Genomic DNA, 13,601 nt, shown 5'->3' on the forward strand with positions numbered 1-13,601 from the left:
TAGCACCCGCAGTCGTGCTGCGGGTGCTACGCCGATGGATTCATGCCGCTGCGGCGGCCGGCTCGTATTGCGAGACGAGCATCCGCTTGAGAACTTTTCCGCCGGTTCCGATCGGGAGAGCGTCGGTGAATTCGACCCGCCGGGGATATTTGTAGGCGGACAGCCGCTGTCTGGCCCATTCCGCGATCTCTTCGCCCGAGGTGCCGGTGAGGTCCTGCGGCCGGGCCGGCACGACGATCGCCCAGACCTCCTCACCGAGCTGGGGGTGCGGGACGCCGATGACCGCCACCTGCGCCACGGCCGGATGCCCGGCGAGGACCTCCTCGATCTCGCGCGGGTAGACGTTGTAGCCGCCGCGCAGGATCAGGTCCTTCTTGCGGCCCACCACCGAGAGGTGGCCGTCGCCGTCCAGCCTGCCGAGATCGCCGGTACGGAACCAGCCGTCGTGCAGGACCTCGGCCGTGAGATCGGGCCGGCCGAGATATCCGGCCATGACGGTCGGACCGCTCACCACGATCTCGCCCACTTCCCCGACGGGCAGGAGATCGATTTCCCCGGCATTCGGCCGCGCTATACCGACGGTGACACCGGTGATCGGCACACCGACCGACCCGGGCCGGAATGTCAGGCCCGGATAGTGATAAGCGACGCTGCACGAGGTCTCGGTCATTCCGTAGCCCTCGTACACCGGGCATCCGAACGTGCTCCGGACCTCTTCGAGGGTGTGGACCGTCAGCGCGGAACCCCCGCTGTACACCCGGTCGAGCCGCGGGGCCGGCTCTCCCCCGGCCACCGCGTCGAGCAGCTTGTGATACATGGTCGGTACGCCCATGAAGACCGTGCAGCGGTGCTCCCTCATCAGCGCGAGGGCCTCCCGTGCGGAGAACCTCTCCATCATGACGATGGAGATACCGGCGCGGAATCCGGTCAGCATGCCGCAGATCTGACCGAAGCCGTGCGACAGCGGCAGACATCCGAGCAGTACGTCGTCACCGCGGAACGCATAGGGAGTGGTGACCATCCTCTCGACGTTGTACAGGATGTTCCGGTGGGTGAGCATCACGCCCTTGGGCTCACCCGTCGTGCCCGATGTGTAGAACACGACCGCGACATCGTCGGGTTCGCGCGCTACGGGCTCGTCGACCGGCGCCGTGTCCCGCGCCGCGCTCTCCAGGTCGACGGTGCCGGCCGGGCCGGGTCCGACGGACAGGAGCACCGTGCCGAGCCGCTCCGCCGCCTCGGTCGCCCGGGTGAGCAACGAGGCGGCGCAGACCAGGAATCCGGCGTCGGCATCGGTCAGTACGTGCTCGATCTCCGCCGCGGTCGCCATGACGTTCAGCGGGATCGCGACGGCGCCGGCCGCCAGTACGCCGAAGTACGCGACGGGGAACTGCGGGGTGTCGGCCAGGAGCACGGCGACCCGGTCCCCCGGCCCTACCCCGTTGGCCCCCAGTACGGCGGCGTAGCGACGGGCCTGTTCCCACAGCCACCCGTAGGTGACGTGCTCGGCGTCGTGGATCACGGCGGGGTGGCCGGGTCGCTGCGCCGCGGCGTCGGCCAGTACGCCGGCAACTGACATCGTCATTGCGTCAGCAGTCCGTCTTTCGCGGCGGTGCGGGCGCCACCGCGCAGTGCGGAGGTGAACCAGGACCGGGCGCTCGCGGTCGGGATGTTCAGCTCCGTCCAGATGCCGTGCAGGGCGCGGGCGAAGGTCTCGACGTCGCTCTGCTCGTGGACGGCCGACGGGGCGATCCGCAGGATCTCCTCGCCCGCGGGCACGCTGGGGGCGTTGATGGACTGGACGTAGATCCCGTGCTGCTCGAACAGCAGCTGGGACGCCCGCTTGCACAGGTCGTCATCGCCGACGAAGGCGGAGACGATGTGGGAGTCCGTCGAGATGAACGGGATGTCGGCCTCGGTGAGCAGGCTGTGCAGCAGCCGCGCGTTCTCCGCGAGGGACTTGCGCTCGACGTCGGAGGAGCGCAGGTACCGGACCGACGCCAGCGAACCGGCCGCGATCGCCGGGGGCAGCGAGGTGGTGAAGACGAACGAGCGCGAGTAGGTGCGCACCGCGTCGACGAGGGCGGCCGGTCCGGCGATGTAGCCGCCGACCGTTCCGTACCCCTTCGCGAGGGTGCCCATCACGACCGTGAACCGGTCGGCGATGCCTTCCTGCGCGGCGATGCCGGCGCCCTGCGGGCCGTACATGCCGACCGCGTGGACCTCGTCGATGAAGGTCGTGGCACCGTACTTGTCCGCGATGTCGGCGATCGCGGCGAGCGGCGCCACGTTGCCCGACATGGAGTAGACCGATTCCGCGACGATCAGCTTCGGGGCGTCGGCGGGGACGGCCGCGATCAGCTCTTCGAGGTGGGCGACGTCGTTGTGCCGGAAGATGTGCTTCTTCGCGCCGCTGTGCCGCAGGCCGTCGATGATCGAGGCGTGGTTCTTCGCGTCGGAGAAGACGATGGTGTCCGTCGGCATCCCCGCCAGAATGGAGAGGGAGCCTTCGTTGGCCGTGTAGCCGGAGGTGAAGAGGAGGGCGGACTCCTTGCCGTGCAGATCCGCCAGCTCGTTCTCGAGCCGGACGTGGTGGTGGTTGGTGCCACCGATGTTGCGGGAACCTCCGGAGCCGACGCCGTGGACCTCGATCGCGGCCTGCACGGCCGCGATGACCTCGCGGTTCTGGGCCATGCCCAGGTAGTCGTTGCTGCACCAGACGCTTACTTCCGAATCCACCCCGTCGCGCCGCGCGGTGGCCAGGGGGTAACTGCCGGAACGGCGGCCGATCTCGAGGAACTCGCGCTTGCTCTCCGCGAGATCTTCAGCGGTTATGCCGCTGAGGTAGGATGCCAGGTGAATGTTCATTCACTCGCCTTTTCGACGTAGCGGTTGGATTGACATGCGAAACCGACAGGCGGCCATGAGGTCCGGTTTCCGGGGAAGCAGACGTTTCTAGAGCAGAGCGCTCTGCGCTCTCAGGACCACCTTGTCGGGCTTGCCGCTGCCGTTCATCGGCAGAGCGTCCAGGACATGTATCTTCTCGGGCACGTGAATCGGGGAGAGCGTCTCAGCGATTCCCGCGCGGATCTTCTCCACGTCGACCGGCTCGGCCGGGTCGCATTCGATCGCGGCGTGAATGTGGTCGCTGCCGTCCGCGTCGCGCACGCCGTACACGGCGGCGTGCCGGACACCCGGACGGGAGAGGATCTCCGCTTCGAGGACGATGGGGTGCACCTTGACGCCCCCGACCTTGATGACGTCGGCCACCCGGCCCAGGAGCGTCAGATATCCCCGCTCGTCGAGGAAGCCGATGTCGCCGGTGAAGTACCAGCCGTCGCGCAGCGCCCGTTCGGTCAGTTGCGGTTCGTTGTGGTAGCCGTCCATCAGCTGGGGCGAGCGGACGCAGACCTCACCGGCTTCGCCCGCCGCGAGGCACGCCCCCGAGTCGGCGTTGCGGACGGTGACCTCCACCTTGGGGAAGGGCCGCCCGACGGTGACCGCGAGCTCGGGGTCGCCGTGCTCCGGCGGCGTCAGCGTGGTGACCTTCCCGGACTCGGTCGTGGCGTACCCCTGCGCAAGGACGGGGCCGAAGAGCTGGAAGCCCTGGGCTATGCGGGCGGGTGCCGCCGGGCTGCCGCCGTAGACGATCCGCTTCAGCGAGGAAAGGCCCGCCGCCGCCACGGCGTCGACGTCGGCGATGCCCTGTTCGAGCAGGTGGTCGATGAGCTGGAACACGTGGTTCGTCGCCATGAACGTCCACGAGACCTCCTGCTCCGCGGCGGCGGTGGCCACGAACTTCGCGACGTCGAAGCTCTCATGGACGTAGAGCGCCGCGCCCGTGGCGAGCACCGAGTCCGCCAGCGGCGCGACGCCGTGGCTGAGCGGGGTCGACACCAGGAGCGAGGCGCAGCCGTACTCCCGGCCCAGCTCCACCCAGGCCCGCAGGGTGGCCTCCCACGCGCGGCCCGACAGCCGGATGCCCTTGGGCCGGCCCGTGCTGCCGCTCGTGTAGCTGATGACGGCCAGCTCGTCCGGCTGCCAGGACACGGCCTGCGGGACGTCCGCGCCCCCGGCGCCGCCGAGCACACGCGTCACCGGGATGCCACTGCCCTCGGCGAGTTCCGCGGCGCGCTCCGCGGTCTCGGCGTCGGCGTAGACGGTGACGGCCCCGGTCTCGCGCAGGATCTGGAGCTGGTGGTCCAGCGGGAGGACCGTCGTCCGGGTCCCCGGGTTGGTGGTGCGCACGTAGCACACGGCGCCGCCGAGCAGGTGGACCGCGTACCTGGCGGTGAGCGTCTCGGGGCTGTTGGGCGCGACCAGGATCGCCACCATGTCCCCGCGGCCCACTCCGCGATCGCGCAGCGCGAGATATGTCTCCGTGACGGACCGGATCAGGTCACTTCCGGAGAAGGATGTGCCACGCCAGTGAAAGACATCTTCTTCCGGGGCGGCCGCGAGCTGGGAGAGGATCTCCGAGGCATAGCTCCGGCTTGCGCTCCACCAATGCTCGGGCAGACTCATGGGATTTTCCTTCGATTTCGCCTTGGCAATGTCATCCGATCGGGCGACCCATCCTCGCCAGGCGATTTCAGCGGAGCAAGCGTGTTCCGGCGACCCCTGAGTGTTCGTCATGCGCCTCTTGAGGAGCGCCGTACGAGAAGCCACTTCTGGAAGCGGAACGCAACTTCGACAGGGCCCGCCGAGGCGGCTACCTTCGCCTGGTCTTCCGCACCCCCGACCAGGAGAGACGCATGCCTCGTCTTGCGCTGTACACATTCGGCGTCCTGAAGTCACCCCTCGCCGATCCCGGACCTCTCATGCGCGAATTCCACGACAGCAGCGGGGACATCTACCGGAGATTCAGCGAGCACCCCGGGTACCTCGGGCACGCTGAAGCGGCGGAGGGCGAGCGGTACACCCTCTTCGACTCGGACTGGGGCGTCTGGGGGGAGTTCGCCGTACCGGCCTGGTACGGCAAGGGCCGTACGGGCGAGACCGCCGCGCTGGCCGCGACCCTCTCCCTGTGGACCGGGGTGCGCCCCGCCCGGGACGCCGTCTACACCGGTCTGCACCGTACGGCGCTGAACAGGCGGCACGACTGGTTCGAGCGGACGGGGCGGCCGGGACACGTGTTCTGGTGGGTCCCCGACGACGCGGTGCCCACCTGGCAGGACGGGGTCCGGCGGCTGGAGCACCTCGACGGCCACGGCGCCGCGCCGGACGCCTTCACCTTCCGCCACGCGTTCACCGCGGAGGGGGCCGCGGCCACGCCTGCGCGGTAGCGGCGCAAAAGAGGTGGCCGCGGCCGGCTCTCCGCCGGTCGCGGCCACGTCACTCAGCGGTGCGCGCTCATGAGAGCCGCACCGGCCGGGACCAGATCAGGGCGGCCGGCACGGTCATGAGCAGGCCGATGCCCAGCAGCAGCGTGGCCGGGCTCATCATGACGCCCGCGAGCCCGCCGACCGCGAGGCCCACCGGCACGGCCGTGAGGTTCGCGGCGCGGTAGGACGCCGTGGCCATCGGGCGTTCCGCGTCGGTGATCGCGCGGGCGCGGAAGGTCTGGACGCGGACCATGACGACGCCCGAGCAGAACTCGTCCACGACGAATCCCGCGAGCACCAGCAGCAGTCCCCCGCCGCCACCGGCGTACGCCCCCAGCCCGATGACGGTGTACGCGCCGACCGCACCGCACCCGAACAGGGAGGTGCCCCGGCCGCCGCGGAGCGCGGGGGGCAGCCGGTCGGCCAGGTACGCGCCCAGCACGGCGAACAGCACCGAGCAGCTGCGGATGACGCCGAACGTCGCCGCGGTGAGGGGGGTCGTGTCCAGCAGGGTGATCAGCAGGACGGCTTCGATGACGCACTGCCCGAAGTTGTAGGACAGGGACCACACCGTCACCGTACGCAGGGCCGGGGTACGGAGGTTGACCGCCCAGCCGGCGCGCAGCGTGCTCTTGCGCGGGACGGCGAGGTCCGGGGTGGTGTCCGGGGTGGTGAGGTCCGTGGTGGTGCTCGGTACGCGGACGCGCGGGATACGTGTCAGGAGCGCGCAGGCGGCCAGGGCCAGGGCGGCGGCGGCGCCGAAGGTGGGGGCCAGACCGAAGGCGGCCAGGCCGAGGCCGGTCAGGAACGGCGCCGCCGCGTCCGCCGACGACTCGGCGATGCCGAGCCGTGCGTAGATCTTCGGCAGGGCCGCGTCCGGGAAGGTCCGCGGGATCAGTACCTGGGTGGAGATCGCGGTCAGGACGGAGCCGCAGGCGAGGGAGATGTTGGCCAGGCAGAAGACGCCGATGGCCACACCGGGTGCGCAGGCGAGACCGAGCGCCGCGAGGACGAAGGCCGCCACGCGCAGCAGTTCGGAGCCGAGCATGACGGCCCGCTGGTCGAAGCGTTCGACCAGCCGGGCCGCCGGTCCGGCCAGGAGTACCTGGGGGGCGAACCGGCAGATGCCGAGGACGGCGACGATCGTCGCGTCGGCGCCGAGGGCGTCGACCGCGACGAACGGCACCGAGAACTCCACCGCGGCGATGGCGAAGAAGGAGAGGAAGTTCGCCACCGGCAGCGATCGCGCCAGCGTCTCCCGGGTCTGCGGTGGAGCGGTGGTGATCGTCATCTGCTCTCCGGACATCCGTTCAGGCTCGGGTGAGGACACCCGCGCGCAGGCAGGCGACGACGTCGGCGGCGGTGCTGTCGGTCAGGACGGCCTCCTGCTCCAGCAGGGCCACGAAGAGGTCGCGGCCGATGGGTACCTGGGCCTCGCCGTTGCTCAGCACGTACCGCGTGTCGGCGCCGGAGCCGAAGGCCGCCATCGCCGTCGCCGCCGAGCGCCGGACGGGGGTCTTGCCCGGCGGCGGGGAGCGGAAGAGGCCGTCCTCGGCGAGGAGGAACGCGATCTCCGGGTTGCGGGCGAAGTCCAGCGCGTCGTCCGCGGATTCGATGATCGGCTGGGCCGGCCCGTTGAAGGACGTGTTGACCAGGACCGGGATCTGACCTGCCGCGGCGATGTGGGTGAGGATCTCGTGGATGGCGGGGTTGTCGTCGGGGGTCACCGTCTGGACCCGCGCCGATCCGTCGTCGTGCACGATCTCCTTGAGGACGGCCCGGTACTCCTCGCGCACCATGAAGTCGTAGTTCATGAAGGGCGCTTCGTCGGGCCCGGTGAAGTACGTGTGCAGGTCCTCCGTCCGCACCATGGGTGCGACCGGGCGCCAGGGCTGCCTCTTCTTGATGCTGTTCAGCTTGGACTTGGCGTCCTGGCAGGCGACCGGGTGGCACAGGATCGACCTGTTGCCGAGCGCCCGCGGGCCGAACTCGGCCCGGCCCGCGTAGCGGACCATGACGGCTCCGTCGAGCAGGACACCGGCGGCCGCGCGGTTCAGGTCCGTGTCGGGGGTGGCGGTCACCGTGTAGCCGTGGCCCTCCGCCTGGTGCGCCGTGACGGGTTCGGCGGCGCGCCCCAGGAAGTCGCACGTGACCTTCGCCGCGCCCGCCGGCGGGGTGGGTTCGGTGCGGGCCCAGCCGAGGTAGGCGGCGCCGGTGGAGATGCCCGCGTCGTGCGGGCAGGAGGGTACGTACAGGTTCCGGACCTGGGGCAGTTCGTGGATGGCGCTGTTGCCCGAGAGGTTCAGGAAGACGCCGCCCGCGCAGCACAGGTCCGCAAGGCCGCTGAGGTCCACGGCGCGGGCGGCGTGGGCGACGATGAGGCGGTTGAAGGCCTCCTGGGTGGCGCGGGCGATGTCGACGTTCTGGGTGAGGTCGGCGGCCGCCTCCAGGAGCTGCCAGCCGTTGTGCAGGTGTGGCGGGCTGCCGGGGGTGACGATGTCGTCGGCGGTCAGCCGGGCGGGCCGGTCGCTGTCGAGCGCGGCCAGGGCCATGAGCTGGCCGTGCGCGTGCTCCTTGCGGAACAGGAACCTGGCGACGTTGTCGTAGAGGCTCGCTTCGCTCTGCACGAAGACGTCCGGCTGGTTGTGCGGCTGGCTGAACGCGCGCTCCAGCAGCTCGAAGCGGCCGTGGCGGAACGCGTACAGGGAGCGCATCTCGGTGCGGACCGCCGGGGCGGACACGTCGCTGTAGTACGTGCGGAAGAACTCCTCGAAGGGGACGTAGAAGTCCTTGCCGTCCCGCGAGGTGGTGCCGGCGCTGTCGGAGACCAGCACGGCCGCCGCCGGGAAGCCCGAGGGGTACACCGCCGAGGCCGCGTGCGCCAGGTGGTGGGAGACCACGTGGTGGCGGGGGTCGAAGGGGTCGAAGAGGCTGAAGGAGGCGGAGAGCAGCGGCCGTTGCAGCCCGACGCCGGAGGGGCCCGCCGCCTGGAAGGAGCTGACGATCACGTCGACGTCGTCGAGTGTCAGCCCCGCCGCGGCGAGGACCTCCCGCACGGGGAGCCGGTCGGTCAGGGCTTCCTGGCCGTCGTATTTGCGCCGCGTCACCCGTTCTTGCTGGATCGCGGCCAGCAGGACGCCGTCTCGGACGACGGCGCAGGACGATTCGTGTCCACAGTGGATTCCGAGGGCGACCGTCATTGCTTGTAGTTGTCCAGCGGAGCACCCTCGGGCATGAAGCCGAAGGTGAGGATGGAGACCCGCTCGTCCTGGCGGATCGGTGTGCGGCTGTGGGCCTGGGTGCCGGCCAGGAAGATGACGACCTCGCCGGGCTCCAACTGGAAGCGCTCCTTGCTGCCGTCCGCGTAGTGCATGTGCAGCGCGGAGGGCTCCGGCGTCCCCGCCGGGATGTCGTGTTCGAGCATCATCAGCACGTTCAGGGAGAAGATGTCCGTGTCGATGTGCGGGATGATGCCCTGGCCCGCGTCGCGGTAGTAGAGGTAGCTCGCCACCCCGGTCGACTCCGCCCTGGGCACCACCGAGGCCACCAGGTCGGCCAGTTCACGGCTGGTCGCCAGCCGGTTGGCGGTGGGCCCGCCGTGGCCGAGGTAGTGCTCGTCGTAGGGCACGGCGGTCCTGCCGACGTGCCGCGACTCGGCGATGAGGGAGGTCAGCACCTCTTCGGTGAGGAAGTCGGGGCGTCCTCGGTACTGCACCCCGCGGGGGTCCGCGACGTCGTAGGGGCAGAGGATCTCCAGGGCGTCGGTGACCGCTTCGCGTCCCGGCGCCGCCCCGGCCTCGCCCGAGGCCACGAGCCGTCCGGCGGAGAGCCCCAGGATCAGCTTGAGGTTCGCCTGCTCGGCGGGCGACAGGTGTTCGTGCAGACCGGCGAGGCGCCGGCCCATGGTCGACGTGTCACTCATGAGTTCCCCTCAAGGGTGCGGTAGCCGAAGGAGACCAGGCGGATCGACTCGTCCGCGACGGTCCTGGTGCGCTGGTGGGTCACGCTGTCCGCGAAGAAGACCAGCGACTCCCCCGGCTGCAGGTGGAAGTGGATCGCGTCCTGGCCCGGCGGGTGAAGGATGAGTTCGGAGCGCTGCCCACCGCCCGAGCGGTGCTCCAGCATGGTGAGGATGTTCAGCGAGAACTCGTCCTTGTCGACGTGCGGATCGATGCCGAGTCCGGGCTCGTCGTAGTACAGGTAGTTGGCCCGGCGCGTCGGCGCGACGGCGCCGACGGTCTCGCCGAGGAAGGCGCGGACCGGCTCGCTGAGGGACGCCTCCCTCGCCGCCGGGGCGCCGGAGGCCACGTAGTGGTCCATGAACCGCTCGGCCCGGGAGCGGCACTCGCGCGACTCCTGGTCGAGGGTGGTCAGCTGTTCGTCGGAGAGGAAGGGTGCCCGGCCGTGGAACACGATGCCGGTGGGGTATTTCTCTCGCGGGCCGGCCAGGAGTTTCGGCAGCGACTGCTGCGAAACTCCGAGTGCCTTGTCCCGGAGTTCTTTGGAGATTCCCTGGGCATGGCCGCTGATGATTCCACCGGCGGCCATGCTCAGCAGGAATTTCAGGTTCTCTCGTTCTGCGGCGGTGAGGCCCGTCGACAGCTGAGACAACCGCTGTACCACTACCGAAGCTTCGCCCGCAGACGCCATTTCGAGATCCCCTGACTTTTCTCGGTTATTTACTGTTCTCCGCTGTGGAGAGGTGCCGGCCCGGTGCCTCCGGCTCAGTCCTCGACGAGACCCAGCTCGTTCGGCAGGCCGATGAGGCGGCTGCGGATCTCCGGGGTGGCGGCGGCCGAGATCGGCTTCGCGAAGACGAACAGCGCCTCCTCGTTGCCCTTCTGCAGCTCCTGGAGGTTGAGGCTGGCCGAGGTCACGATCGAGCTGAGCACGGCGCGCTCGTCCGTGGAGAGGTCGCCGGCCAGCACGGCGAGCTTCTCGGCCAGCGTGGGAAGTGCCGCCTCCAGCGCCGCGGCGTCCAGTTCGGCGTCGAGCAGAATGTCGGGGTTCTGGGTGGTGACGTCAGTTCCGTTCGTCATTCTTCTGCCTCCGTTTTTTCGGGCGGTGATGCCCGGTTCTTCTTGCCTGGTGCGGCGCTACAAAGATTGGCCAGAACCGCTTGAGAACCGCTTGAGAACCGCTCGCGAATCAGTCCTGGACAGGGCCCGGACCCTTTCTGAGCTGCGACGGTTAGAATCGCTCGCATGCCTGAATCGAATTCCTGGCCCGGCGCCGCCCAGCTCGACTCGGCGCGGCTGCTGCTGGAACCGCTGACCGTCGCGCACGCCCCGGAAGCCGCCGCCGTCCTCGGCGACGCGCGGCTGCACACGTGGATCGGCGGGGACCCGCCGACGCCGCAGGAGCTGGCGGCGCGCTACCGGCGCCAGGTCGTGGGGCGCTCACCCGACGGACGGCATGGCTGGCTCAACTGGCTGTTGCGCGACCGGGCCACCCGGCAGCTGGTCGGCACGGTGCAGGCCACGCTCTACCGGGCGCACCCGGAGCGGGTCGAGGCCGAGCTGGCGTGGGTGGTCGGCCACGCTTTCCAGGGGGCCGGTTACGCCAAGGAAGGCGCCGCGGCCATGGCCGCGTGGCTGCGTACCCAGGGGGTGGTGCGGTGCGTGGCACATGTGCACCCGGGCCACCGGGCCTCGGAGGGCGTCGCGGCGGCGCTGGGGATGCGGCCGACCGGTGAGGTGCACGACTCCGAGATGCTGTGGGCCGACTCCGGCTCGTGAGGCGTGCGGCGGCCGGCGGTCAGTCCTGGGCGCTGTGCCGGCGGGCCCGGTACGTCGCGGCCTTGACGCGGTTGCCGCAGGTCCGCATCGCGCACCACTCCCGGCGGTGGCCGCGCGAGCGGTCGAGGTAGGTCTGGGTGCACTCGGGACGGGCGCACTCGCGCAGCAGCGCGCCGTCGGGGCCGCCGAGGATCTCCACGGCCTCACGGGCGAGGGCGGCGAGCCCTTGCGGGACCGAACCGGTGCGGGTCGCGCCGTCGGGGCCGAGCCGCAGCGTGACGGGCAGCCCCGACGCGTGCAGGTTCAGCTCGGCGACGGCCTCGGCGGGCAGCGGCTTGCCGTCCATGCGGGCGACGACCAGGTCGTAGATCGATTCGCGCAGGTCGACGGCGAGGGCGAGGTCCACCTCGCTCGCGCCCGGCGCCAGATCGAGCATCCCGGACTCCACGAACCAGGCGTCGAGCAGCCCGGGGGTGGCGAGCTTCTCCGCCGGCAGGTCGTTGCGGCGGGCGCGCAGCGTGCCGACGAAGTCGAGGGGGAGCGTCCCGCAGGGGAAAGCATGGTGCACGTAACCATTCTGGACGGTGAGCGGGCAGAAGACAACCCCGGCCCAGAAGACGATCCCGGCCCCCTACGAACCAGAACGCAGGTGTGGTTCCCGTCCGGCGGGACACCCGGTGCGGACGGTGCGTGCAGCAGTGAAACCCCGCGGGGTCTGCCGCGCCGAGGCTCTCCCGGTTCAGGCTGTAGCCGGGAGAGCCGCCCCCGCGCCGTGCGGCGGCGCGCTCAGGAAGCCGCCGCGTCCTGTGGCCGCGCCGGGCGCCGGCCGTGTTCGGCGCGCGCCGTCTCCAGGAGCAGGCGCCAGGAGGAGACGGTCGGGCGGCGGCGCAGCAGGGCGCGGCGTTCCCGTTCGGTCATGCCGCCCCAGACGCCGTACTCGATCCGCTGGTCCAGCGCGTGGGACAGGCACTCGGTCCTGACCACGCAGGCGGAGCAGATCCGTTTGGCACCGGTCTGCGCGGCTCCCTCGACGAACAGCTCCTCCGGGTCCGCCGTGCGGCACGCCGCTCGTTCCCACCAGGTGTCCCTGCTGTCAGCCACAGTCCCGCCCCTTGCTCAGCTCTGGTCTCTCGGTGCAGTTGGCGGGTGACAGTACGCTACCTGCCCGAGGTCGAGCACCCCATCACCATTGGTTGAACGGGGAGTTACGGAGATCTGGCCGGGGGGTCCGCCGTCCGGGCGGCGGACCGAGGGGCGGGTCAGAGTCCGGCCGCGGCCTTGAGCTGCTCGGCGCGGTCGGTCTTCTCCCAGGTGAAGTCGGGCAGTTCACGTCCGAAGTGACCGTAGGCGGCGGTCCGGGAGTAGATCGGGCGCAGCAGGTCGAGGTCGCGGATGATCGCGGCCGGGCGCAGGTCGAAGACGTCGTTGATGGCCCGCTCGATGTCGGCCTGCGGGACGGCCGCGGTACCGAACGTCTCCACGAAGAGACCGACCGGCTCGGCCTTGCCGATCGCGTAGGCGACCTGGACCTCGCAGCGCGCGGCGAGACCGGCGGCCACCACGTTCTTGGCGACCCAGCGCATCGCGTACGCGGCGGAACGGTCCACCTTGGACGGGTCCTTGCCGGAGAAGGCGCCGCCGCCGTGGCGCGCGGAGCCGCCGTACGTGTCGATGATGATCTTGCGGCCGGTGAGGCCCGCGTCGCCCATCGGGCCGCCGATCTCGAACCGTCCGGTGGGGTTGACCAGGAGGCGGTAGTCCTCGGTCTCCAGCTTGATGCCGTCCTGGGCGAGGCCGTCGAGGACATGCTCGACGACGTGCTCGCGGATGTCCGGCGTGAGCAGCGCGTCCAGGTCGATGTCGCTCGCGTGCTGCGAGGAGACCACGACCGTGTCGAGCCGGACCGGGCGGCTGCCCAGGTACTCGATGGTGACCTGCGTCTTGCCGTCGGGGCGCAGGTAGGGGACGGTGCCGTCCTTGCGGACCGCGGTCAGGCGGCGTGAGAGGCGGTGGGCCACCTCGATGGGCAGCGGCATCAGGTTCGGGGTCTCGTTGCTGGCGTAGCCGAACATCAGGCCCTGGTCGCCGGCGCCCTGCTGGTCCAGCTCGTCCCCGCCGTCGTGGCGTGAGGCGCCCTCGACCCGGTTCTCGTACGCCGTGTCGACGCCCTGCGCGATGTCCGGGGACTGCGACCCGATGGAGACCGAGACGCCGCACGAGGCGCCGTCGAAGCCCTTCTTCGAGGAGTCGTAGCCGATCTCCAGGATCTTGTCGCGCACGAGCTGCGCGATCGGCGCGTACGCCTTGGTGGTGACCTCGCCGGCCACGTGGACCTGGCCGGTGGTGATGAGGGTCTCCACGGCGACGCGGGAGGTGGGGTCCTGCCGCAGCAGCGCGTCGAGGATGGTGTCGCTGATCTGGTCCGCGATCTTGTCGGGGTGGCCCTCGGTCACGGACTCCGAGGTGAACAGGCGACGGGACATGGCTCTCCATGTTCTGGTAGGAGGTACGGCGGGCGCGCGGTGGCGATGGGACGACC

At 70.4% G+C, this 13,601-nt stretch carries 13 protein-coding genes; 2 read left to right on the top strand and 11 right to left on the bottom strand.

What is annotated here, in order from left to right:
• Nucleotides 1-40: 40 nt before the first annotated feature.
• The 3 genes from ABZY33_RS16095 to ABZY33_RS16105 form a co-directional block, all read right to left on the bottom strand.
• Complete coding sequence (locus ABZY33_RS16095) at nucleotides 41-1,585, bottom strand: long-chain fatty acid--CoA ligase (protein WP_356492186.1); 1,545 nt, start codon at nucleotides 1,583-1,585, stop codon at nucleotides 41-43.
• Nucleotides 1,582-2,868 (bottom strand): 5-aminolevulinate synthase, encoded by a 1,287-nt coding sequence (hemA, locus tag ABZY33_RS16100; RefSeq protein WP_356492187.1) that lies wholly within the window; start codon nucleotides 2,866-2,868, stop codon nucleotides 1,582-1,584. The genes ABZY33_RS16095 and hemA overlap by 4 nt, the downstream gene beginning before the upstream one ends.
• An 87-nt stretch (nucleotides 2,869-2,955) precedes the next feature.
• The gene (locus ABZY33_RS16105) at nucleotides 2,956-4,524 is read right to left on the bottom strand and encodes a long-chain fatty acid--CoA ligase (RefSeq protein ID WP_356492188.1); all 1,569 of its coding nucleotides are present in this window, start codon (nucleotides 4,522-4,524) and stop codon (nucleotides 2,956-2,958) included.
• A 230-nt stretch (nucleotides 4,525-4,754) separates the two neighbouring features.
• Between ABZY33_RS16105 and ABZY33_RS16110 the strand changes: the two genes are divergently transcribed.
• A complete protein-coding gene (locus ABZY33_RS16110) occupies nucleotides 4,755-5,285 on the top strand; it encodes a DUF3291 domain-containing protein (RefSeq protein WP_356492189.1) in 531 nt (176 codons plus the stop codon).
• A 67-nt stretch (nucleotides 5,286-5,352) separates the two neighbouring features.
• Here ABZY33_RS16110 and ABZY33_RS16115 read toward each other — a convergent pair whose 3' ends face one another.
• The 5 genes from ABZY33_RS16115 to ABZY33_RS16135 all read right to left on the bottom strand — a co-directional run bounded on the left by ABZY33_RS16115 (nucleotide 5,353) and on the right by ABZY33_RS16135 (nucleotide 10,363).
• Complete coding sequence (locus tag ABZY33_RS16115) at nucleotides 5,353-6,630, bottom strand: MFS transporter (RefSeq protein WP_356492190.1); 1,278 nt, start codon at nucleotides 6,628-6,630, stop codon at nucleotides 5,353-5,355.
• Between the two features lie 4 nt (nucleotides 6,631-6,634).
• Complete coding sequence (locus ABZY33_RS16120; RefSeq protein ID WP_356492191.1) at nucleotides 6,635-8,524, bottom strand: carbamoyltransferase C-terminal domain-containing protein; 1,890 nt, start codon at nucleotides 8,522-8,524, stop codon at nucleotides 6,635-6,637.
• Nucleotides 8,521-9,246, bottom strand: coding sequence for a hypothetical protein (locus ABZY33_RS16125; RefSeq protein ID WP_356492192.1), 726 nt, complete (start codon nucleotides 9,244-9,246; stop codon nucleotides 8,521-8,523). Before ABZY33_RS16125 ends, ABZY33_RS16120 begins: the two co-directional genes overlap by 4 nt.
• The gene (locus ABZY33_RS16130; protein ID WP_356492193.1) at nucleotides 9,243-9,935 is read right to left on the bottom strand and encodes a hypothetical protein; all 693 of its coding nucleotides are present in this window, start codon (nucleotides 9,933-9,935) and stop codon (nucleotides 9,243-9,245) included. Before ABZY33_RS16130 ends, ABZY33_RS16125 begins: the two co-directional genes overlap by 4 nt.
• A 113-nt stretch (nucleotides 9,936-10,048) precedes the next feature.
• Nucleotides 10,049-10,363, bottom strand: a complete 315-nt coding sequence (locus ABZY33_RS16135; protein ID WP_356492194.1) for a hypothetical protein — start codon at nucleotides 10,361-10,363, stop codon at nucleotides 10,049-10,051.
• A 165-nt stretch (nucleotides 10,364-10,528) separates the two neighbouring features.
• On the opposite strand from ABZY33_RS16135, the gene ABZY33_RS16140 reads away from it, so the two are divergent.
• Entirely contained in the window at nucleotides 10,529-11,062 is a 534-nt protein-coding gene (locus ABZY33_RS16140; RefSeq protein WP_356492195.1) for a GNAT family N-acetyltransferase, read from the top strand.
• Nucleotides 11,063-11,081: 19 nt separating this feature from the next.
• Here ABZY33_RS16140 and ABZY33_RS16145 read toward each other — a convergent pair whose 3' ends face one another.
• The 3 genes from ABZY33_RS16145 to metK all read right to left on the bottom strand — a co-directional run bounded on the left by ABZY33_RS16145 (nucleotide 11,082) and on the right by metK (nucleotide 13,545).
• Entirely contained in the window at nucleotides 11,082-11,630 is a 549-nt protein-coding gene (locus ABZY33_RS16145) for an ABATE domain-containing protein (protein ID WP_356492196.1), read from the bottom strand.
• A gap of 218 nt (nucleotides 11,631-11,848) precedes the next feature.
• Nucleotides 11,849-12,163 (bottom strand): WhiB family transcriptional regulator, encoded by a 315-nt coding sequence (locus ABZY33_RS16150; protein ID WP_356492197.1) that lies wholly within the window; start codon nucleotides 12,161-12,163, stop codon nucleotides 11,849-11,851.
• 158 nt (nucleotides 12,164-12,321) lie between these two features.
• Entirely contained in the window at nucleotides 12,322-13,545 is a 1,224-nt protein-coding gene (metK, locus tag ABZY33_RS16155) for a methionine adenosyltransferase (RefSeq protein WP_356492198.1), read from the bottom strand.
• Nucleotides 13,546-13,601 lie beyond the last annotated feature (56 nt).

This window comes from Streptomyces sp. NPDC006552 (assembly GCF_040611655.1).
Classification (GTDB): Bacteria; Actinomycetota; Actinomycetes; order Streptomycetales; family Streptomycetaceae; genus Streptomyces.